The organism is Pseudomonas sp. GNP014 (assembly GCF_054344005.1).
In genome coordinates, this window is sequence record NZ_JBTGUS010000001.1 from 588,736 (window position 1) to 608,773 (window position 20,038).

Annotated in this window: 15 protein-coding genes, 1 tRNA gene and 1 pseudogene; 13 read left to right on the forward strand and 4 right to left on the reverse strand. The window is 61.0% G+C overall.

The annotated features are described in order from the left end of the window. Window positions 1-52: 52 nt before the first annotated feature. The 12 genes from ACXX9E_RS02825 to ACXX9E_RS02880 all read left to right on the forward strand — a co-directional run bounded on the left by ACXX9E_RS02825 (window position 53) and on the right by ACXX9E_RS02880 (window position 14,945). Entirely contained in the window at window positions 53-3,799 is a 3,747-nt protein-coding gene (locus tag ACXX9E_RS02825) for a bifunctional diguanylate cyclase/phosphodiesterase (RefSeq protein ID WP_458555001.1), read from the forward strand. Window positions 3,800-3,814: 15 nt separating this feature from the next. After that, window positions 3,815-3,891, forward strand: a tRNA-Ile gene (locus ACXX9E_RS02830). Window positions 3,892-4,023: 132 nt separating this feature from the next. Continuing rightward, a complete protein-coding gene (locus tag ACXX9E_RS02835) occupies window positions 4,024-4,485 on the forward strand; it encodes an Lrp/AsnC family transcriptional regulator (protein WP_007910086.1) in 462 nt (153 codons plus the stop codon). Window positions 4,486-4,707: 222 nt separating this feature from the next. Further along, window positions 4,708-6,390 carry a flavin monoamine oxidase family protein gene (locus ACXX9E_RS02840; RefSeq protein ID WP_458555002.1) on the forward strand — a complete coding sequence of 561 codons (1,683 nt, stop codon included), beginning with the start codon at window positions 4,708-4,710 and terminating at the stop codon, window positions 6,388-6,390. A 12-nt stretch (window positions 6,391-6,402) separates the two neighbouring features. Continuing rightward, window positions 6,403-7,197, forward strand: coding sequence for a carbon-nitrogen hydrolase family protein (locus tag ACXX9E_RS02845; protein WP_123469290.1), 795 nt, complete (start codon window positions 6,403-6,405; stop codon window positions 7,195-7,197). A gap of 38 nt (window positions 7,198-7,235) precedes the next feature. Continuing rightward, window positions 7,236-9,653 (forward strand): pyrroloquinoline quinone biosynthesis protein PqqF, encoded by a 2,418-nt coding sequence (pqqF, locus tag ACXX9E_RS02850; RefSeq protein WP_458555003.1) that lies wholly within the window; start codon window positions 7,236-7,238, stop codon window positions 9,651-9,653. A 156-nt stretch (window positions 9,654-9,809) separates the two neighbouring features. Further along, entirely contained in the window at window positions 9,810-9,884 is a 75-nt protein-coding gene (pqqA, locus tag ACXX9E_RS02855; protein WP_003422658.1) for a pyrroloquinoline quinone precursor peptide PqqA, read from the forward strand. Between the two features lie 81 nt (window positions 9,885-9,965). Further along, window positions 9,966-10,877: a pyrroloquinoline quinone biosynthesis protein PqqB gene (gene pqqB / locus ACXX9E_RS02860; RefSeq protein WP_128613998.1), complete on the forward strand. Its 912-nt coding sequence runs from the start codon at window positions 9,966-9,968 to the stop codon at window positions 10,875-10,877. 134 nt (window positions 10,878-11,011) lie between these two features. Beyond that, window positions 11,012-11,764: a pyrroloquinoline-quinone synthase PqqC gene (gene pqqC, locus ACXX9E_RS02865; protein ID WP_123469296.1), complete on the forward strand. Its 753-nt coding sequence runs from the start codon at window positions 11,012-11,014 to the stop codon at window positions 11,762-11,764. Next, window positions 11,761-12,036, forward strand: a complete 276-nt coding sequence (gene pqqD, locus ACXX9E_RS02870) for a pyrroloquinoline quinone biosynthesis peptide chaperone PqqD (protein WP_128613999.1) — start codon at window positions 11,761-11,763, stop codon at window positions 12,034-12,036. The genes pqqC and pqqD overlap by 4 nt, the downstream gene beginning before the upstream one ends. After that, window positions 12,029-13,168, forward strand: coding sequence for a pyrroloquinoline quinone biosynthesis protein PqqE (pqqE, locus tag ACXX9E_RS02875; protein ID WP_185015838.1), 1,140 nt, complete (start codon window positions 12,029-12,031; stop codon window positions 13,166-13,168). Before pqqD ends, pqqE begins: the two co-directional genes overlap by 8 nt. Then, window positions 13,134-14,945, forward strand: coding sequence for an alpha/beta hydrolase family protein (locus ACXX9E_RS02880; protein ID WP_458555004.1), 1,812 nt, complete (start codon window positions 13,134-13,136; stop codon window positions 14,943-14,945). The genes pqqE and ACXX9E_RS02880 overlap by 35 nt, the downstream gene beginning before the upstream one ends. Before the next feature lie 148 nt (window positions 14,946-15,093). Here ACXX9E_RS02880 and ACXX9E_RS02885 read toward each other — a convergent pair whose 3' ends face one another. From ACXX9E_RS02885 to ACXX9E_RS02895, 3 genes and pseudogenes are all read right to left on the reverse strand, one after another. Beyond that, window positions 15,094-15,252, reverse strand: a complete 159-nt coding sequence (locus tag ACXX9E_RS02885; protein ID WP_003228885.1) for a YqaE/Pmp3 family membrane protein — start codon at window positions 15,250-15,252, stop codon at window positions 15,094-15,096. A 109-nt stretch (window positions 15,253-15,361) separates the two neighbouring features. Then, window positions 15,362-15,499, reverse strand: a pseudogene (locus tag ACXX9E_RS02890) (helix-turn-helix domain-containing protein); the annotation flags it as partial. A 164-nt stretch (window positions 15,500-15,663) separates the two neighbouring features. Beyond that, on the reverse strand, window positions 15,664-16,947 hold the full coding sequence (locus ACXX9E_RS02895; protein WP_123469304.1) for an aspartate aminotransferase family protein: 1,284 nt from the start codon (window positions 16,945-16,947) through the stop codon (window positions 15,664-15,666). A 169-nt stretch (window positions 16,948-17,116) separates the two neighbouring features. Here ACXX9E_RS02895 and ACXX9E_RS02900 point away from each other — a divergent pair, with 169 nt between their 5' ends. After that, window positions 17,117-18,031, forward strand: a complete 915-nt coding sequence (locus ACXX9E_RS02900; protein ID WP_123469306.1) for a LysR family transcriptional regulator — start codon at window positions 17,117-17,119, stop codon at window positions 18,029-18,031. A 227-nt stretch (window positions 18,032-18,258) separates the two neighbouring features. Here the strand turns inward: ACXX9E_RS02900 and ACXX9E_RS02905 are convergent, their stop codons facing one another. Next, window positions 18,259-20,037: an acyl-CoA dehydrogenase C-terminal domain-containing protein gene (locus ACXX9E_RS02905; RefSeq protein WP_123469308.1), complete on the reverse strand. Its 1,779-nt coding sequence runs from the start codon at window positions 20,035-20,037 to the stop codon at window positions 18,259-18,261. Window position 20,038 lies beyond the last annotated feature (1 nt).

Consider the following 20,038-nt stretch of genomic DNA (forward strand, 5'->3'; position numbering starts at 1 on the left):
CATAGCCCGTCTACACTCGAAACAATCACCCCCGTGCCATAACGAGAGCGTTATGCCCAGACTGGCGTCCGTGCTTTTTTTGCTGTCACTGATGATCTGGACCGCAACGGCTGACGCGCTGACTCTGACCGATGAAGAACGTAGCTGGCTGGCGGCTCACCCGGACTTGCGCCTGGGTGTAGATGCGTCGTGGCCGCCCTTTGAGTTTCGCGACGATCAGTCCCGCTATCAGGGGCTGGCGGCGGACTATATTGATGTGATCCGCCAGCGCCTGGCGGTCAAACTCACGCCCATCGAGCCCGTGAGCTGGACCGTGGTGCTGGAGCAGGTCAAGCAAGGCAAGATCGACCTGCTACCGGGCATCATGTCCACGCCGGAGCGCCAGACCTATTTGTCGTTCACCCGGCCCTATCTCGACTTCCCGATCGTCATCCTCGCCCACGTCGGCGGCGCGCAACCACGCAAACTCGAAGACCTGTACGGCCTGAAGATTGCCGTGGTGGAAAACTACGCGCCCCATGAGCTCCTGCGCACCCACCATCCGGATCTGAACCTGGTGGCCATGCCCAACGTCAGTTCGGCGTTGCAGGCGCTGGCGACCGACGAGGTGGATGCCGTCGTCGGCGACCTCGCCTCCAGCGTCTGGAGCCTGCGCCAACTGAAACTCGACGGCCTGTACGTCAGCGGCGAAACGCCGTATCGCTATCAACTGGCGATGGCCGTGCCACGCGAAAACAAGATGCTGGTGGGCATTCTCGACAAAGTGCTCGCCGACATGAGTCCTGACGAAATCAGCAGCATTCAGGAACATTGGGTCGGCAACGTCCTCGATCATCGGACATTCTGGTCAGATCTACTGGTCTACGGTTTGCCGGGCCTGGCGCTGTTGATCATCGTGCTGGCCGTGGTGATTCGCATCAACCGCCGCCTGAGCTCGGAAATCGCTCGCCGCATCGACCTCGAACAGGAGCTGCGCAGCAGCGAATACCACTATCGCGGACTGGTAGAGAGTTTGTCGGCGATTGCCTGGGAAGCGCGGATGAGCGACTTCACCTACAGCTATGTGTCGCCCCACGCTGAAGATTTGCTCGGTTATCCCCTGTCCCATTGGCTGATCCCGGGGTTCTGGCGCAACATTATTCACCCGGCGGACCTGACCCGCGCACAAGCGTTCTGCGACCACGAAGTGTTGGCCGGCCGCGATCACAGCCTCGATTACCGGGTGATCACCGCCGACGGCCGCTGCCTGTGGGTACGCGATATCGTCAGCCTGATCGAGCACGGCCATGAACCCGTGATGCGCGGCCTGATGATTGATATCAGCGAAACCAAGCGCACGGAAGAAGCCCTGCGCCTGTCGGAGCAGAAGTTCGCCTCGGTGTTCCAGCAATGCCCGGACATTCTGGTGATTGCACGGCTGTCGGACGGCTGCCTGCTGGAGGTCAACGAAGCCTTTGAAGAACAGATCGGCCTGAAAGCCGAAGATGTCATCGGCCAGACCGCCACCGAGCTCAACATCTGGGGCATTCCCGGGGTCGGGCCGGGGTTGTTGCAGCGATTGCAGGCCGGCAGCATCCGCAACCTGGAGATGCCCTTTCGCCGCCACAATGGCCAGGTGTTCACCGGCCTGATCTCTGCCGAGCCGTTCGACCTCGACACCACGCCGGCGCTCGTGGTCGTGGTGCGCGACATCACCCAGCTCAAGGAAACCCAGCAACAACTGCAAACTTCCGAAGAGAAGTTCGCCAAGGCCTTCCATGCCTCGCCGGACGGTTTGCTGCTGTCGCGCCAGAGCGACGGCTTGCTGCTGGAGGTCAACGAAGGCTTCAGTCGCATCACCGGTTTCAATAGCGCCATGTCGGTAGATCGCTCGGCGCTGGATCTGGGCATCTGGGTCAACCTCAACGAACGCAAGCAGATGCTCGACCTGCTGCACCGCGACGGCTTCGTCCGCGACTTCACCTGCCATATCCGCCGCAGCGACGGGCAGATTCGCCTGTGCGAAGTGTCCAGCCGACCGCTGCCGATTGGCGAAGAAGACTGCATGCTGACCATCGCCCGCGATATCACCGAACGTCATTTGATGCAGGAAAAACTGCAACAGGCTGCGACCGTGTTCGAGAGCACCGCCGAAGGCGTGTTGATCACCGACACCCAGCAACACATCAGCGCAGTCAATCGCGCCTTCACCGAAATCACTGGCTACAGCGAAAGCGAAGCCCTCGGCCATACACCGCGCCTGCTCGCCTCCGGCCTGCACGACAGCGCGTTTTATGCAGCGATGTGGCACCAGTTGACCGACGAGGGACACTGGCAAGGCGAAATCTCCAACCGGCGTAAAAACGGCGAGCTGTATCCGAGCTGGCTGACCATCAGCGCCGTGCGCAATCGCGACAAATTCATCACCCACTTCGTCGCGGTGTTTGCCGATATTTCCAGCCTCAAGCACGCCCAGGCCAAGCTCGATTACCAGGCGCATCACGACCCGCTGACCGGCCTGCCGAACCGCACCCTGTTTGAAAGTCGCCTGCTCACCGCGTTGAACAGCCAGCAGGAAAACGGCGGTCAGGGCGCGGTGCTGTTTCTCGATCTCGACCGCTTCAAGCACATCAATGACAGCCTCGGTCACCCGGTCGGCGACCTGCTGCTCAAGGGCATCGCGGTGCGTTTGAAAGAACAGCTGCGCGACATCGACACCGTCGCCCGTCTGGGGGGTGATGAATTCATCATCCTGCTGCCTGGCCTGCACCAGGCCAGCGATGCTGACCATATCGCCACCAAACTGCTCAACTGCTTCGGCGCACCGTTCCAGGCCGGCGAACACGAGTTCTTCATCAGCGCCAGCATCGGCACCAGCCTGTATCCGCGCGACGGTTGCGATGTCGCCACTCTGGTGAAAAACGCCGATGCGGCGATGTACCGCTCCAAGGCCAAGGGCCGCAACCGCGTCGAAAGCTACACCCGCGACCTCACCGCCCAGGCCAGCGAGCGCGTGGCGCTGGAACACGAGTTGCGCCGGGCCATCGAGCGCGATGAATTACTCCTCTACTACCAGCCGAAAATCAGCCTCGACGATCATCGACTGGTCGGCGCCGAAGCGCTGATTCGCTGGCGCCACCCGACCTTTGGCGAGGTGCCGCCCGAACACTTCATCCCGCTGGCCGAAGAGAACGGCATGATCCTGCAGATTGGCGACTGGGTCTTGGAGACCGCGTGCCGGCAGATGTTCGAGTGGAACCAGGTCTACGACAGCCTCGGCCCGCTCTCGGTCAACCTCGCCGGTGCGCAACTGCGCCAGCCAAATCTGCTCGGACGCATTGAGCAACTGCTCAAAGACAACCGTCTGATGCCGGATTTACTGCAACTGGAGATTACCGAGAACTTCATCATGAGTCAGGCCGAGGAGGCCCTGGCCGTGCTGCACCAACTCAAACGCCTCGGCGTACAACTGGCGATCGACGACTTCGGCACCGGCTATTCCTCACTCAGCTACCTCAAGCGCCTGCCGCTGGACATCCTCAAGATCGACCAGTCGTTCGTCCGCGGCCTGCCGGACGATCCCCACGACGCGGCGATTGTGCGGGCGATCATCGCCCTGGGCCGGAGCATGCAATTCACCGTGATCGCCGAAGGCGTCGAAACCCAGGCCCAGCAACAATTCCTCGCCGCCGAAGGCTGCGAACAGATCCAGGGCTACATCGTCAGCCTGCCGCTGCCACCGGAAGAATTCGCCGCGACGTTTCTTCGCGCAACCGTATCGGATTATTCGGATAGCACAGCAGAGAAACCGTCGCTATAATCCGCGACCTACTGAGGGCCTATAGCTCAGTTGGTTAGAGCAGAGGACTCATAATCCTTTGGTCCACGGTTCAAGTCCGTGTGGGCCCACCACATTTGAAAGCCGCGCATTGCGCGGCTTTTTCGTTTCCGCGTTCAGCCCCCGACAACGATAAGGGGCTTACATATCCAGCCGGTTGACGCTGTAACATGCTCCACCAAGATCCGCGCCCCATGGAGCCTCCCTTGCCCGACATCCGCCCGCCCGTGCTTGATGAAATCGACCGCCAGCTAATCGCCGCCCTGCAGATCAACGCCCGCGAGAGCGTGGCCATGCTCGCCCGGCAGTTGGGCATTGCGCGCACCACCGTGACTTCGCGGCTGGCGCGGCTGGAAAAGGCCAAGGTGATCACCGGGTATGGCGTGCGCCTGGGGCAGCGGGTGGTCGATGGCGGGTTGCAGGCGTATGTCGGGATCAAGGTGCAGCCGCGTTCCGGCAAAGAGGTGTTGCGGCGCTTGAGTGCGATGGCGCAGGTGCAGCAGTTGTGTGCGGTGAGTGGCGAATTTGACTATGTGGCGTGGTTGCGCACGGATTCGCCGGAGCAGCTGGATCAGTTGCTGGATCAGATTGGCAGTGTGGATGGGGTGGAGAAGACCACGACGTCGATTATTTTGAGTAGCAAGATTGATCGGGGGCAGCCGGTTTAAGGTTGTGTCCGGACTTCTCGGGTGGATTACAGGCCTCTTCGCGAGCAGGCTCGCTCCTACATTTTGGTCGGTGTGTAGTCTCCAATCGTCATATTGTTCAGTTAATTAGCAAAACGACGACACTTTGCGTCTTATTAACGTGTTCTACGCTCCCTAGAATGGCTGGCATCTTTTCCTATACTCAGACGCGCACTCAGCGTCGGGTCGCCAGCAAGGTCAGCCATGAACAAGAACAATCGCCATCCTGCAGACGGTAAAAAGCCAGTCACCATTTTCGGTCCGGACTTTCCCTTCGCTTTCGACGACTGGATCGAACACCCGGCAGGTCTCGGCAGCATTCCTGAACACCATCACGGCGCGGAAGTGGCGATTGTCGGCGCGGGTATCGCCGGCCTGGTGGCCGCTTACGAACTGATGAAGCTCGGCTTGAAACCGGTGGTCTACGAGGCTTCGAAGCTCGGCGGGCGCCTGCGCTCGCAAGCGTTCAACGGCACTGACGGCATCGTCGCGGAACTCGGCGGCATGCGCTTCCCGGTGTCCTCCACCGCGTTCTACCACTACGTCGACAAGCTCGGCCTCGAGACCAAACCGTTCCCGAACCCGTTGACGCCGGCCTCCGGCAGCACGGTGATCGACCTGGAAGGCAAAACCCATTACGCACAAAGCCTGAAGGATCTTCCTGCACTGTTCCAGGAAGTGGCTGACGCCTGGGCGGATGCATTGGAGGCCGGCTCGCAGTTCGCCGATATCCAGCAAGCGATCCGCGACCGCGACGTGCCACGCCTCAAGGAACTGTGGAACAAACTCGTGCCGCTGTGGGACGACCGCACCTTCTACGACTTCGTGGCCACGTCCAAGGCGTTTGCCAAACTGTCGTTCCATCACCGCGAAGTGTTCGGTCAGGTCGGTTTCGGCACCGGCGGCTGGGACTCGGACTTCCCCAACTCGATGCTGGAAATCTTCCGCGTGGTAATGACCAACTGCGACGATCACCAGCATCTGGTGGTCGGCGGCGTGGAACAAGTGCCACAAGGCATCTGGCGCCATGTGCCGGAGCGTTGCGTGCACTGGCCGGAAGGCACCAGCCTGAAATCCCTGCACCGTGGCGCGCCGCGCTCCGGCGTGAAGAAAATCGCCCACGCACCGGATGGCCGTTTCGCCGTCACCGACAACAACGGCGACACCCGCGAGTATGCCGCCGTGCTGACCACTTGCCAGAGCTGGCTGCTGACCACCCAGATCGAATGTGACGAAAGCCTGTTCTCGCAAAAGATGTGGATGGCGCTGGATCGCACGCGCTACATGCAGTCGTCGAAGACTTTCGTGATGGTCGACCGCCCGTTCTGGAAGGACAAGGATCCGGAAACCGGCCGCGACCTGATGAGCATGACCCTCACCGATCGCCTGACCCGTGGCACCTACCTGTTCGACAACGGCGACGACAAGCCCGGCGTGATCTGCCTGTCGTACTCGTGGATGAGCGACGCACTGAAGATGCTGCCGCACCCGGTGGAAAAACGTGTGGAACTGGCGCTGAACGCACTGAAGAAGATCTACCCGAAAGTCGACATCGCCGCGCGCATCATCGGCGACCCGATCACCGTGTCGTGGGAAGCCGACCCGTACTTCCTCGGTGCGTTCAAGGGCGCCCTGCCCGGCCACTATCGCTACAACCAGCGCATGTACGCGCACTTCATGCAGGACGACATGCCCGCCGAGCAGCGCGGGATTTTCATCGCCGGTGACGACGTATCGTGGACCCCGGCGTGGGTCGAAGGCGCGGTGCAGACCTCGCTCAACGCGGTGTGGGGCATCATGAAGCACTTTGGTGGCTCGACACATAAAGCGAACCCGGGCCCGGGTGATGCGTTCAAAGACATCGGCCCTATCGCCCTGCCCGAGTAAGAGGAATCCGAGATGCGTGTAGCCCTTTACCAATGTCCACCGCTGCCCCTGGACCCCGCCGCCAACCTGCACCGTTTGCACCAAGTGGCGATGGAGGCCAAGGGCGCCGACTTGCTGGTGTTGCCGGAGATGTTTCTGACCGGCTACAACATTGGTGCCGAGGCGGTCAGCACATTGGCCGAGGTCTACAACGGTGAATGGGCGCAACAGATCGGCCGCATCGCCAAGGCTGCCGGTCTGGCGATTGTCTACGGTTACCCGGAGCGTACTGCCGACGGGCAGATCTACAACGCCGTGCAGTTGATCGACTCGCACGGCGAGCGTTTGTGCAATTACCGCAAGACCCACCTGTTCGGTGATCTGGACCGGTCGATGTTCAGCCCCGGCGACGATGCATTTCCTGTGGTCGAGCTCAACGGCTGGAAGCTCGGTTTCCTGATCTGCTACGACCTGGAGTTTCCGGAGAACGCGCGGCGTCTGGCCTTGGCCGGCGCCGAGCTGATTCTGGTGCCGACGGCGAACATGATTCCATTCGATTTCGTCGCCGACGTCACCGTGCGTTCCCGCGCCTTCGAAAACCAGTGCTACGTGGCCTACGCCAACTATTGCGGGCAGGAAGGCGAGATCCACTATTGCGGACAAAGCAGCATCGCCGCGCCGGACGGCAGTCGTATCGCCCAGGCTGGCCTGGATGAAGCGCTGATCGTCGGGGAGCTGGATCGGCAGTTGATGGTCGATTCCCGCGCCGCCAATCGCTACCTCAGTGACCGCCGTCCGGAGCTTTACGGCGCGCTGAACAAGCGTTAATCCGCTAGCATTGGCACTTCACTGTTCTGGAAGTGCCCATGCCTGCGCCGACTCACCCCCGCCTTCACACTGAAACCCTGGCCAACGGCTTGCGCGTGACCCTGCGTCAGGTGCCTGACCTCAAGCGCAGCGCGGCTGCGTTGCGGGTGGCTGCCGGCAGCCATGATGTGCCGCTCGAATGGCCGGGGCTGGCGCATTTTCTTGAGCATTTGCTGTTTCTCGGGACCGCACGTTTTCCTGCCGATCAGGCACTGATGGCCTACGTGCAAAGACATGGCGGCCAAGTGAATGCCAGCACCCGCGAGCGCGCGACCGATTTCTTCTTTGAACTGCCGACTACGGCCTTCAGCGCCGGGCTGGAGCGACTGTCAGACATGCTCGCCCAGCCGCGTATGAATAAGGACGATCAGTTGCGTGAACGCGAAGTGCTGGAGGCGGAATTTGTCGCGTGGTCGCAGGATCCCACAGCGCAGCAGGCACTGTCCTTGTACGAGGGTTTGCCGCCAGAGCATCCATTGCGCGGATTTCATGCAGGTAATCGCGACAGCCTGAAGGTCGAGCAACCGGCGTTTCAACAGGCGTTGAAGGACTTCCATCAGCGCTTCTATCGCACCGGCCAAATGACCTTGAGTCTGGTCGGGCCGCAGAGCCTGGAGGCGTTGCGTGCACTGGCTCAGCAGTTCGCCGCGGCGCTGCCGGTTGGGGATAACGTTGCGCAAACGGCAACCCAGCCGTTGCAGGCGAAAAGTTATCAACAGGTCGGCGAACAGCACTGCAATCTGCTGTTTGCCTTCGAAGCGCTGCCCGACACCTGCGCCGAAGCGCTGGCGTTCCTCTGCCACTGCTTGAACAACACCAAACCCGGCGGCCTGCTCGCCCATCTGCAGCAACAGAAGCTCGCGGACAGCCTGAAAGCCACGCCGCTGTACCACTTTGCCGGACAGGCCTTGCTGCACCTGCAACTCACCGCGACAGCCGAATGCCTGAATGTTATTCGCGAGCATGTGCTGGATTGGCTGAGCTTCTTCGCCGCGCAACAGGACTGGCCAGCGTTGCGTGACGAATATGCCAGGCTGCTTGAACGTCAGCAGCAGGTCGGCGGCGCACTGCACCTGGCACGGCTCGACTGCGAACAGCTCGAACACGGCTTGTCGGAACACGGCGTCGTCGCCCTCAAACAGATCCTGCGCGACATCGGCGTTGTGGATAACTTCAGCGCGCATTGGCATCTGCCTGCCGCCAATCCTTTCCTGGGTGCCAGCGAACCACTGGCCAACGCCGGGCTGATTCGCGGTCAAACCAGCGCCCACCGAGGCCTGCGCACGTTCGCTCAGGATCGCTCACGCAGCCGCCGCGAACGCTCGCCGATGCAATTCAGCCAGGCCTTGGCGGACACGGGTGAAGAAGGTGCGATTTACCTGCGCTGGCAACTGGAAGCCGCGGCAACGGCCGAGCTGCACGGGAAGCTGCAACGCAGTCTGCGTGAAACCCAGGAAGACGCACGTCAGGCCGGGGTTGAGCTGTCGTTGAGTACCAGCGGTGCTCGATGGCTGCTGAAACTGACCGGCCTGCAAGAACCGATGCCCAGTGTCCTGGAGCATGCGCTGAAATGTCTGACGCAAGTTGACGCCGATTCTGCGAGCGCCGAGCCAGAAGCACCGTTGATACCGATCCGCCAGTTGCTCAAGGCATTGCCGGAAAGTTGCCTGCCAGCGGCGCCGCGCTCGGACGACATCAAGCAGCTGTGGACAACTTCCCGCTGGGACGGACTGGCCCTTGGCCTCAGCGCACAGACTCAATCCGCCCTGGGTCTGGCTCTGAGTCGCATCCCCGGTATCCCGGACAATCAACTCCCCGCCCGGCCAGCGAGCAATGCTCGACAGATCTGGAGCCACATCGACAGTGCCTCCAGCGAACATGCGCTGCTGTTGTTCTGCCCGACCGCAAGCCACGAGATCGCCGACGAAGCCGCCTGGCGCCTGCTCGCGCAGCTCTGCCAGACACCGTTCTATCAGCGTCTGCGGGTCGAGTTGCAGCTGGGTTACGCGGTGTTCAGCGCCTTGCGCCAGCTGCACGGCCAGACCGGCTTGCTGTTTGGCGTGCAATCGCCGACGTCCGACCCGGTTGCGCTGCTCGATCACATCCGGCAGTTTCTTCAAAGCATTCCCGCGCTGATCGAAACCTTCGATGACGCCAACCTTGAGCAACTGCGCCAGTCTCTGGCCGAGCAGTTCGGCGACACCTCAATGTCATTCACAAACGCGGCCGAGCTGCTGTGGCAAGCGAAACTCGCCGGCCACTCATCGGATTATCGTGCGCAGTTGATCGACGCCATTGGTCAGCTCGATCGCCCTTTCCTGCTGGCGGCGGCACAGCGACTGATCCAGGCCGAAGGCGGCTGGCACTGTCTGGCCAGCAGCGCGGCACCGGGCATGCCGTGGCAAGCGGGAAATTGATCATTACTCAGGCTGCAAGGAGCTTTCTCAAAGATTCACGGGCAATCACCTGGAAATTTTGAGTAACATAGCAGCCTAACTATTTGGAACATCCCTGCGCTGCCGTGGACTATAACTATGGACAGCGCTATCCCACCCACCCTGAAGGAGACACCCATGTCCTGGACAAAACCGGCTTACACCGACCTGCGTATCGGCTTCGAAGTCACCATGTACTTCGCCAGCCGCTGAGTTCTGCCTACGCAGACTTGCAGTGCAACGCCTCGGCTCGCCGGGGCGTTTTATTTTCAGCGTTGAAAGATGGGAGCGTTCATGTTCGTCCAGATTCTGGGTTCGGCCGCCGGTGGCGGATTTCCGCAGTGGAACTGCAACTGCGTCAACTGCGCAGGCTTTCGCGACGGCAGCCTGAACGCCAAGGCCCGCACCCAATCGTCCATCGCGATTTCCGATGATGGCGTGAACTGGGTGCTGTGCAACGCCTCGCCGGACATCCGCGCACAACTGCAAAGCTTCGCCCCGATGCAACCGGGCCGCGCCCTGCGTGATACCGGCATCAGCGCGATCATCCTGATGGACAGCCAGATCGACCACACCACCGGCCTGCTCAGCCTGCGCGAAGGCTGCCCGCATCAGGTCTGGTGTACGGACATGGTTCACGAAGACCTGAGCACCGGTTTCCCGCTGTTCAAGATGCTCACCCACTGGAACGGCGGGTTGAACTGGAACCGCATCGAACTCGACCAGAGCTTCACCGTCGCCGCGTGCCCGAACCTGCGCTTCACCCCGCTGCCGTTGCGCAGCGCTGCGCCGCCGTACTCGCCGCACCGCTTCGACCCGCACCCGGGCGACAACATTGGCCTGATCGTCGAAGACCTGAATACCGGCGGCAAACTGTTCTACGCGCCGGGCCTGGGCAAGGTTGATGCGCCGCTGCTGGAAATCATGGCTGGCAGCGATTGCCTGCTGGTGGATGGCACGCTGTGGGACGACGATGAAATGCAGCGCCGTGGCGTCGGCACCCGCACCGGTCGCGAGATGGGCCACCTGGCACAGAACGGCGCCGGCGGCATGCTCGAAGTGCTGGAGCAGTTGCCCGAGCAGCGCAAGGTGCTTATCCACATCAACAACACCAACCCGATTCTCGATGAGGATTCGGCGGAGCGTGCGGAGTTGGCGCGGCGTAATGTTGAAGTGGCGTTCGATGGCATGAGTATTGTGCTGTAACTGATGGCCCCATCGCTGGCAAGCCAGCTCCCACCGGTGTTGTGAACACCGCAAAACCCTGTGGGAGCTGGCTTGCCAGCGATGACTGAAGACCAGACGCCTGAGATCCCAATGCTTGTTCCCGGAGAACAGATATGACTGACACTCCTATGTCCCCCAGCGAATTCGAAGCGGCCCTGCGCGCCAAAGGCGCTTATTACCACATCTACCACCCGTACCACGTGGCGATGTATGAAGGCCGCGCCACCCGCGAACAGATTCAGGGCTGGGTCGCCAACCGCTTCTACTATCAGGTGAACATCCCCCTGAAAGACGCGGCGATCCTCGCCAATTGCCCGGATCGCGAGATCCGCCGCGAGTGGATTCAACGCCTGCTCGACCACGACGGCGCCCCCGGAGAAGACGGCGGTATCGAAGCGTGGCTGCGCCTTGGTCAGGCGGTCGGCCTCGACCCCGATCAACTGCGCTCCCAGGAACTGGTGCTGCCCGGTGTGCGTTTCGCGGTCGACGCCTACGTCAACTTCGCCCGCCGCGCCAGTTGGCAGGAAGCCGCCAGCAGCTCGTTGACCGAACTGTTCGCGCCGCAGATCCACCAGTCGCGCCTCGACAGCTGGCCGCAGCATTACCCGTGGATCGACCCGGCCGGTTACGAATATTTCCGCACCCGCCTCGGTCAGGCGCGGCGCGATGTCGAGCACGGTCTGGCGATCACGCTGGAGCATTACAAGACCCGCGAAGGCCAGGAGCGCATGCTGGAAATTCTCCAGTTCAAACTGGACATTCTTTGGAGCATGCTCGATGCCATGAGCATGGCTTACGAACTGAACCGCCCGCCTTATCACAGCGTCACCGAACAACGGGTCTGGCACAAAGGAATCACCTTATGAGTTTCGATCGCAGCAAGACCCCGACCTGGCGTCCCGGCTACCGTTTCCAGTACGAACCGGCGCAAAAAGGCCACGTGCTGCTCTACCCGGAAGGCATGATCAAACTCAACGACAGCGCCGCGCTGATCGGTGGTTTGATCGACGGTGAACGCGATGTCGCAGCGATCATCGCCACACTCGATGAGCAGTTCCCCGGCGTGCCTGAGCTCGGTGACGACATCGAGCAATTCATGGAGGTTGCCCGTGCACAGCACTGGATCACCCTTGACTGATCTGCCGCCCAAGCCGGAGGTCGGCCTGCCGCTGTGGCTGCTCGCCGAACTGACCTACCGCTGCCCGCTGCAATGCCCGTACTGCTCCAATCCGCTGGATTTCGCCGAGCAGGGCAAAGAGCTGAGCACCGAGCAGTGGATCAAGGTGTTCCGCGAAGCGCGGGAGATGGGCGCGGCCCAACTGGGCTTTTCCGGTGGCGAGCCACTGGTGCGCCAGGACTTGGCCGAGCTGATTCGTGAAGCGCGGCAGTTGGGTTTCTATACCAACCTGATCACCTCCGGCATCGGCCTGACCGAGCAAAAAATCAGCGATTTCAAGAAGGCCGGTCTCGATCACATCCAGATCAGCTTCCAGGCCAGTGACGAGCAAGTGAACAACCTGCTCGCCGGCTCGAAAAAAGCCTTCGCGCAGAAGCTGGAAATGGCTCGTGCGGTGAAGGCCCACGGCTATCCGATGGTGCTGAACTTCGTCACCCATCGGCACAACATCGACAAGATCGACCGCATCATCGAGCTGTGCATCGCGCTCGAGGCCGACTTTGTCGAACTCGCCACCTGCCAGTTCTACGGCTGGGCGCAGCTCAACCGTGTCGGCCTGTTGCCAACCAAGGAACAACTGGTGCGCGCCGAACGCATCACCAACGAATACCGCGCCAAGCTGGAAGCCGAAGGGCATCCGTGCAAGCTGATATTCGTGACCCCGGACTACTACGAAGAACGCCCGAAAGCCTGCATGAACGGCTGGGGCAGTATCTTTCTGACGGTCACCCCGGACGGCACCGCCCTGCCTTGTCATGGCGCCCGACAGCTGCCGGTGCAATTTCCCAACGTGCGCGATCACAGCATGCAGCACATCTGGTACGACTCGTTCGGCTTCAACCGTTTTCGCGGTTACGACTGGATGCCCGAGCCGTGCCGCTCCTGCGACGAAAAGGAACAGGATTTCGGCGGCTGCCGCTGTCAGGCATTCATGCTCACGGGTGACGCAAGCAACGCCGACCCGGTGTGCAGCAAATCCGAACATCACGGCGTGATCCTCAAGGCCCGCGAAGAAGCCGAGACCGCCACCCAGACCATCGAACAACTGGCCTTTCGCAATGAACGAAACTCACGCCTCATCGCCAAGGGCTGAGCCTTTCAGCGCCGCCCAGGCCGTCGCCGCCGGAATGGACTTCGCCGAACTGCAACTCGGCGTCCACGGTTTGTTCTGGAATGAATATCGCCCGCAGGACGCCGCGTGCCGGATCTGGCAGTGGCACAATGGCGTGGCGAAATGTCTGACGCCGGATGGCTTCAGCGTGCGCAGTCGGGTGTACGAATATGGCGGTGGCGCGTTTTGTCTGACGCTGAACGGGGTGGTTTTCGTCAATGAGGCGGACCAGCAGCTGTATCGACAGACCCTGGATGGCGCGCCTGAGGCGCTGACGTCAGGCGAGTGTCGTTATGGCGATCTGCATTTTGCTTTTGGCCAGGTTCTGGCGGTTGAAGAGTGGCGTGATCAACATCGGCTGGTAGCGATTGATCTGGCTGACGGCACGCGGCATGTGCTGGCTGAGGGCGCGGATTTTTATGCGGCGCCGATCATCAGTGCGGATGGCCGGCGCCTGGCCTGGATCGAGTGGAGCCGCCCGCATCAGCCTTGGACGTCGACGCGGTTGAAGGTGGCTGAGCGTTTGACCGATGGCACATTCGGAGCACCGCAATGCATTGCCGGCGCCGAGATTGAAGAGTCCATTCAACAACCGCGCTTCGATGCCGAAGGACGCCTGTATTGCCTGACCGATCGTGCTGGATTCTGGCAGCCGTGGGTTGAAACTGCCGACGGCTTGAGATCATTGCCCGCTGCGCCGGCCGATCATGCACCCGCGCCGTGGCAACTGGGCGGCTGCACCTGGCGCCCTGTCGAGCGTTCGTTTTTGGCGAGCTGGAGCGAAGGTGGTTTTGGTCGCCTGACCCTTGGCGACGACGACTTCACTGGCGACTACAGCCGCTTCCGTCATCTCGCTTTAGACGCACAATTTATCTACTGCATTGCCGCCTCGCCGATCAGTCCTTCGGCGGTCATCGCCATTGATCGGGCGACGCGCAAAGTGAACGTGTTGGCCGGCGGCGTGGCGCCTTTGCCTGCAGAACGCATCAGCCGCCCGCAAACCCTGCGCTACCCAAGCGGTTCGGGCGAAGCCCACGGGTTCTTTTATCCGGCCATGAGCAGCGAGACAAAACCAGCGCTGGTGGTGTTCATCCACGGCGGACCGACCTCGGCCTGCTACCCGATGCTCGACCCGCGCATTCAGTACTGGACGCAACGCGGCTTCGCCGTTGCCGATCTCAACTATCGCGGCAGCAGCGGCTATGGCCGCGAATACCGTCAGGCGTTGCATCTGAGTTGGGGTGAGGTGGATGTCGAGGATGCCTGCGCGGTGGTGGCGTATCTGGCCAGACAAGGTTTGATCGACGGCGAGCGCGCATTTATCCGCGGAGGCAGCGCCGGGGGCTACACCACGTTGTGTGCGCTGGCGTTTCAGCAGGTGTTCCGCGCTGGCGCCAGCCTCTATGGCGTCAGCGACCCGGTGGCACTCGCCCGGGCGACCCACAAGTTCGAAGGTGATTATCTGGACTGGCTGATCGGCGATCCCGAGCAGGACGCCGAACGCTACGCTGCCCGCACACCCTTGCTGCACGCGAGCAACATTCGTGTGCCGGTGATTTTCTTTCAGGGAGAACTGGACGCCGTGGTTGTTCCGCAACAGACCCGCGACATGGTCACGGCACTGGAACAGAACGGCATCCCGGTCGAAGCGCATTATTACCCCGAAGAACGCCACGGCTTCCGCCGCGCCGCCAATCAGGCGCATGCGCTGGAACAGGAGTGGAAGTTTTATCGGCGGGTGATGGGGTTGGCTGACTGAGCACCACGCCTGTTTAAAAATAGCGTCGACCCAATCGCGGGCAAGCCCGCTCCCACAGGTTCGCTGGTTTACACAAAACTTGTGACCAACCTAAAACACTGGGGGAGCAGGCTTGCCCGCGATAGCTATCTATCTGGCACCGCTGAACTCAGCGCTTGGCGATGATGTACACCGCATGCACGATCCCCGGAATGTAGCCACACAGCGTCAGCAGAATGTTCAGCCAGAACGCCCCGCCGAACCCGACCTGCAGAAACACACCCAGTGGCGGCAACAGAATGGCGATGATGATGCGAATGAAGTCCATGGGTCAGCTCCTGAATGGGGGTTGGCTCACATGAGCCATACAAGCTAATCGACCTTTGCCGCTCGTCAGGGTTCAGTGCTAATCACGGTATCGGTATCAAACTGATAGCTCAGCTAAGAATTTGCAGTCCGTGCTTCTGCACGATGCTCAGTAACTTCAGCGCCATGCCGCTGGGGTGTTGGTCTCCCGACTCCCATTGCTTGACTGTCGACGCGCTAGTGTTCAAGTAGCGAGCGAATACCGGCTGGCCCGGCTGGGCTTTCTAAAAAACCATTCGCAGGACGAACGCTCAAGCAATCAACGCTATCTGCAAAACCCGGCCACAAAAAAACGCCCCACGCCAAAAGAATCAGGCGTAGGGCGTGCGTTATACCGCGAGACGGTTCTGGAAATCGGGTAGGAAACTTCAGCTCAGACGGCAATCCCTTTGCGACATTGCAGTTGCGCGGTGCGCACTCGCGAGAATGCGCGGCCCAGGCGCAGGAGCATTTCGTCGATATTGGTTTTACTCACTGTGAGCGCCGGGGTGAAGCGCAGACAGTTGGCTTGCGGGGCGTTGAGCAGCAGGCCCTCGTGCAGCGCGGCATGGACCACGGCCTCGGCGGAATCGCCCGACAGGGTCAGTCCGTAGAACAGGCCTTGGCCGCGCAGTTCGCCGTGGTCGTAACGGTGTGCCAATCGTGCGAGGCCTTCGCGCAGATGCTGGCCATTATCGTTGACCTGCTGCAGGAAGCTGCGGTCATACACGCTGTCGAGTACCACCAGGCCAGCCGCTGTCATCAGCGCATTGCCGTGATGCGTGCCGCCCAGTTCACCCGCGTCAAAACAACACGCCTTGCCTCGCGCCAGCAGCGCCGCCAGGGGCACACCGCCGCCAAGGCCTTTGCCGAGCACGACGATATCGGCGCGTACGCCATAGGACTGTTCGGCAAGCAAGCTGCCGCAGCGCCCCATGCCGGTCTGCACTTCGTCGAGAATCAGCAGAATCCCCAGTTCGCGGCACAAACGCTCAACGCCCTTAAGGTAATGCCCGGTGGCTGGAATCACCCCGGCATCGCTCTGGATCGGCTCGAGCATGATCGCCACGGTCTGCGCATCGACTGCCGCATGCAGCGCCGGTAAATCGTTAAACGGCACCGGATCGAAACCGGGCAGCAATGGCGCGAAACGGTTGTGCAGGTTACAACTGTCCGATGCCGAGATCGTCGCCAGACTACGACCGTGACACCCCTGCTTCGCCACGATGATCCGCGAAGCGCCACCACGATGCAGTTGCCCCCACTTGCGCGCCAGTTTGATCGCCGCTTCACAGGCTTCGCTGCCACTGTTGAGCAGGTAGGCCTGATCGCTGGAAGTACTCGCGCACAGGCGTTCGGTGAGGCTGAGCATGCCGCGGTTGTGCAGATTGAAACCGGGATTGATCAGTGCCTGAGCCTGACTGGCGATGGCTTTGACCAATGCCGAAGGACTGTGCCCAAGACTGTTGGCGCCACCGGCCTGAGAGAAGTCGAGATAAGCGCGATCATTACTGTCCCACAGCCAGGAACCCTGACCGCGAACGAACACCTGTTGCGGTCGCTCGACACTGGGCATCAGCCGCTCGGTGCTCAGATTTTCGTTGATTTCAGCAGAATCGGCCGCAAAGGCGAGGTCGTCGAGACTCGGCGCCTGGCGCCGCAAACTGAACAGATTCATTGAAAAACACCTCGTTTGAGGTGTTTTGAACTGCCTATGCAAACACTGTCGAAGCAAACGCTATTCATCGCGCTTTCTGGCCCTGTAAGCCTTGTGAATGCGGTTAGACTAAGCTCGCCGAGGCCTGCGGGCCATTTCGATTTCCCAGCATTTTCGATAAGCATTACTTATGGATTTCAAACAACTGCGTTATTTCGTCGCGGTCTACGAAGAAGGCCATGTCGGCCGCGCCGCTGAACGGCTGTCGATCTCGCAGCCGGCGTTGTCGCAACAGATTCGCCAGCTCGAACAAAACCTCGACGTCACGCTGTTCGAACGCAGCAGCAAACGCCTGCTACCGACTCTGGCTGCACATACCTTGTACAACCACGCCCTGCCCTTGCTCGATGGTCTGCAACGGGCGCGCGAGGCGTTGGGCAACTTCAAGGGACAGGCATTGCGCACCCTGGCAATTGGCGTGCTGCAAACCGTGCACACCAGCCTGGTGCCGCAAATGCTGGAGCGCGTGCGCAAGGCGCAACCGCATCTGGTGGTGCAGATTTATGAATTGAGCGGGATGGAGATTGAACGGCGTCTGCTGAACGGTTCGCTGGATATCGGCATCAGCTATTTGCCACCACGTCAGCCAGGGTTGCATGGCGTGATGCTGTACGAAGATGAACTGACGCTTGTAATCCCAGCGGATCACCCGCTGCGTGAATTCAAGAAAGTCTCGATACGACAAGCCGCAGAGTTACCGATGCTGCTGCTCGGCGAAGAGTTTCAGATACGTCAGATCTGGCAAGCGCAGCTGACCAGCCTTGGCCGTCGCCCGCAGGTACAGGCTGAACTGAACAATATGGTGGGGATTCTCGACAGTCTGCCGCACACCAAATTGGCGACGGTGTTGCCCGGGCGTTCGCAGAAGGAGTACGACGACCAGGAACTGCTGTGGAAACCGCTGAGCGAACCACGGGTGCCGCTGAAGGTTGGGCTGGTGTGTCGCGACGTACAACGCCAGCAGGCGTCACTGGCGCTGCTGCGGACATTGCTTGAGGAAGTGATGGAGCGTGAAGTGAAGTCGCCGCTGGATCCGATCGCCTGAACACTTTTCTTCAGGCAAAAGAAAACCCCGCCGAAGCGGGGCTTTGCAGACTGTTTCCCTGACATCCATTTCACTCCGCCACCCTGGCAGAATCCTACGTGTCCGTGTTGTTGCTTTGCGCTTCCTGCGCGACGTCCATGAAATGTAGATTAGCTCTGGATCCAATCTACGCCTATGGGAGAACAGCAGCACGTCATGTAAGAGAATGCTTACATGACGTCATCGCATCAGAACTGCGCCGCATCCAGCAGGAACAGCGACTCGCTACCGGCCTTCACCGACGCGCTCAACGAGTGAATGCGTGGCAGCAGACGGGCGAAATAGAAACGCGCGGTACCCAGCTTGCTGGCGTAGAAATCATCCTGCGCTTCCTTGCCCAACGCGGCCTTGGCCATCAGTGCCCACATGTAGGCGTAAGCCGTGTAACCGAACGCTTGCAAATATTCGACCGAAGCCGCGCCGATTTCGTTCGGATTGGTTTTCGCCCGGTCCAGCAGCCATGCGGTCAACTCGTCGAGGGTGTCGACGGCGTCGTTCAGCGGCTTGGTGAATTCGCCCAGGTCAGCGCTGGCAGTCGCGGTGAAATGACGGATCTCGTCAGCGAACAGCTTGTAGAACGCCCCGCCGCTACCCACGATCTTGCGCCCGACCAAGTCCAGCGCCTGAATGCCGTTGGTGCCTTCGTAGATCTGGGTGATGCGCACGTCACGCACCAGTTGTTCCTGGCCCCACTCGCGGATATAGCCGTGGCCGCCGAAAATCTGCTGGCCGTGGACAGTGGTTTCCAGGCCCAGGTCGGTCAGGAACGCCTTGGCCACCGGCGTCAGCAGCGCCACCAGATCTTCAGCGCGCTTACGCGTCGTCGCGTCCTCGCTGAACTTGGCAGTGTCGAGCTGCATCGCCACGTAGGTGGAGAACGCACGGCCGCCCTCGTTGGACGCCTTCATGGTCAGCAGCATGCGACGCACATCCGGGTGGACGATGATCGGGTCGGCGACCTTGTCCTTGTTCTGCGCGCCGGTCGGTGAACGGCTTTGCAGCCGATCGCGGGCATATTCAATGGCGTTCTGGTACGAGCGCTCGCCGGTGGCCAGGCCCTGGATGCCGACGCCCAGACGCTCGTAGTTCATCATGGTGAACATCGCCGCCAGGCCTTTGTTCGGCTCGCCGACCAGATAACCGACAGCTTCATCGAAGTTCATCACGCAGGTCGCGGAGGCCTGGATGCCCATCTTGTGTTCGATCGAACCGCAGTTCGCCGGGTTGCGCGCGCCGAGGCTGCCATCGGCATTGACCATGAACTTAGGCACCAGGAACAGCGAAATGCCTTTCGGGCCGGCCGGGGCGTCCGGCAGCTTGGCCAGCACCAGGTGAATGATGTTTTCGGTCAGATCGTGCTCACCGCCGGTGATGAAGATCTTGGTGCCGCTGACCTTGTAGGAACCGTCGGCCTGAGGTTCGGCCTTGGTGCGGATGATGCCCAGGTCGGTGCCAGCGTGCGGCTCGGTCAGGCACATGGAACCGGCCCAGACGCCGGCGTACATGTTCGGCAGGTACGCCGCTTTCAGCTCTTCGCTGGCGTGGGCGTTGATCGACAGGCAGGCGCCGGCCGTCAGCATCGGGTACAGACCGAAGGACAGACTGGCGGAGTTGACCATTTCTTCGACCTGGGCCGACACGGCTTTGGGCATACCCATGCCGCCGTAGGCCGGATCGCCACCCACGCCAACCCAACCGCCTTCGGCATAAGTCTGATAAGCCTGTGGGAAACCGGCCGGGGTGGTGACGGCGCCGTCCGCCCAGTGGCAGCCTTCTTCGTCGGCGGCACGGCTCAGAGGGGCGATGCTTTTGCTGGTGACCTTGCCGGCTTCTTCGAGGATGGCTTCAACAGTTTCGGCGTCAACGGTCTCGGCCAGTGCCGGCAGTTCGGCCCACAGTTTCGAGACCTCGAACACTTCATTGAGGACGAAGCGCATATCGCGCAGCGGCGCTTTGTAGTCAGCCATG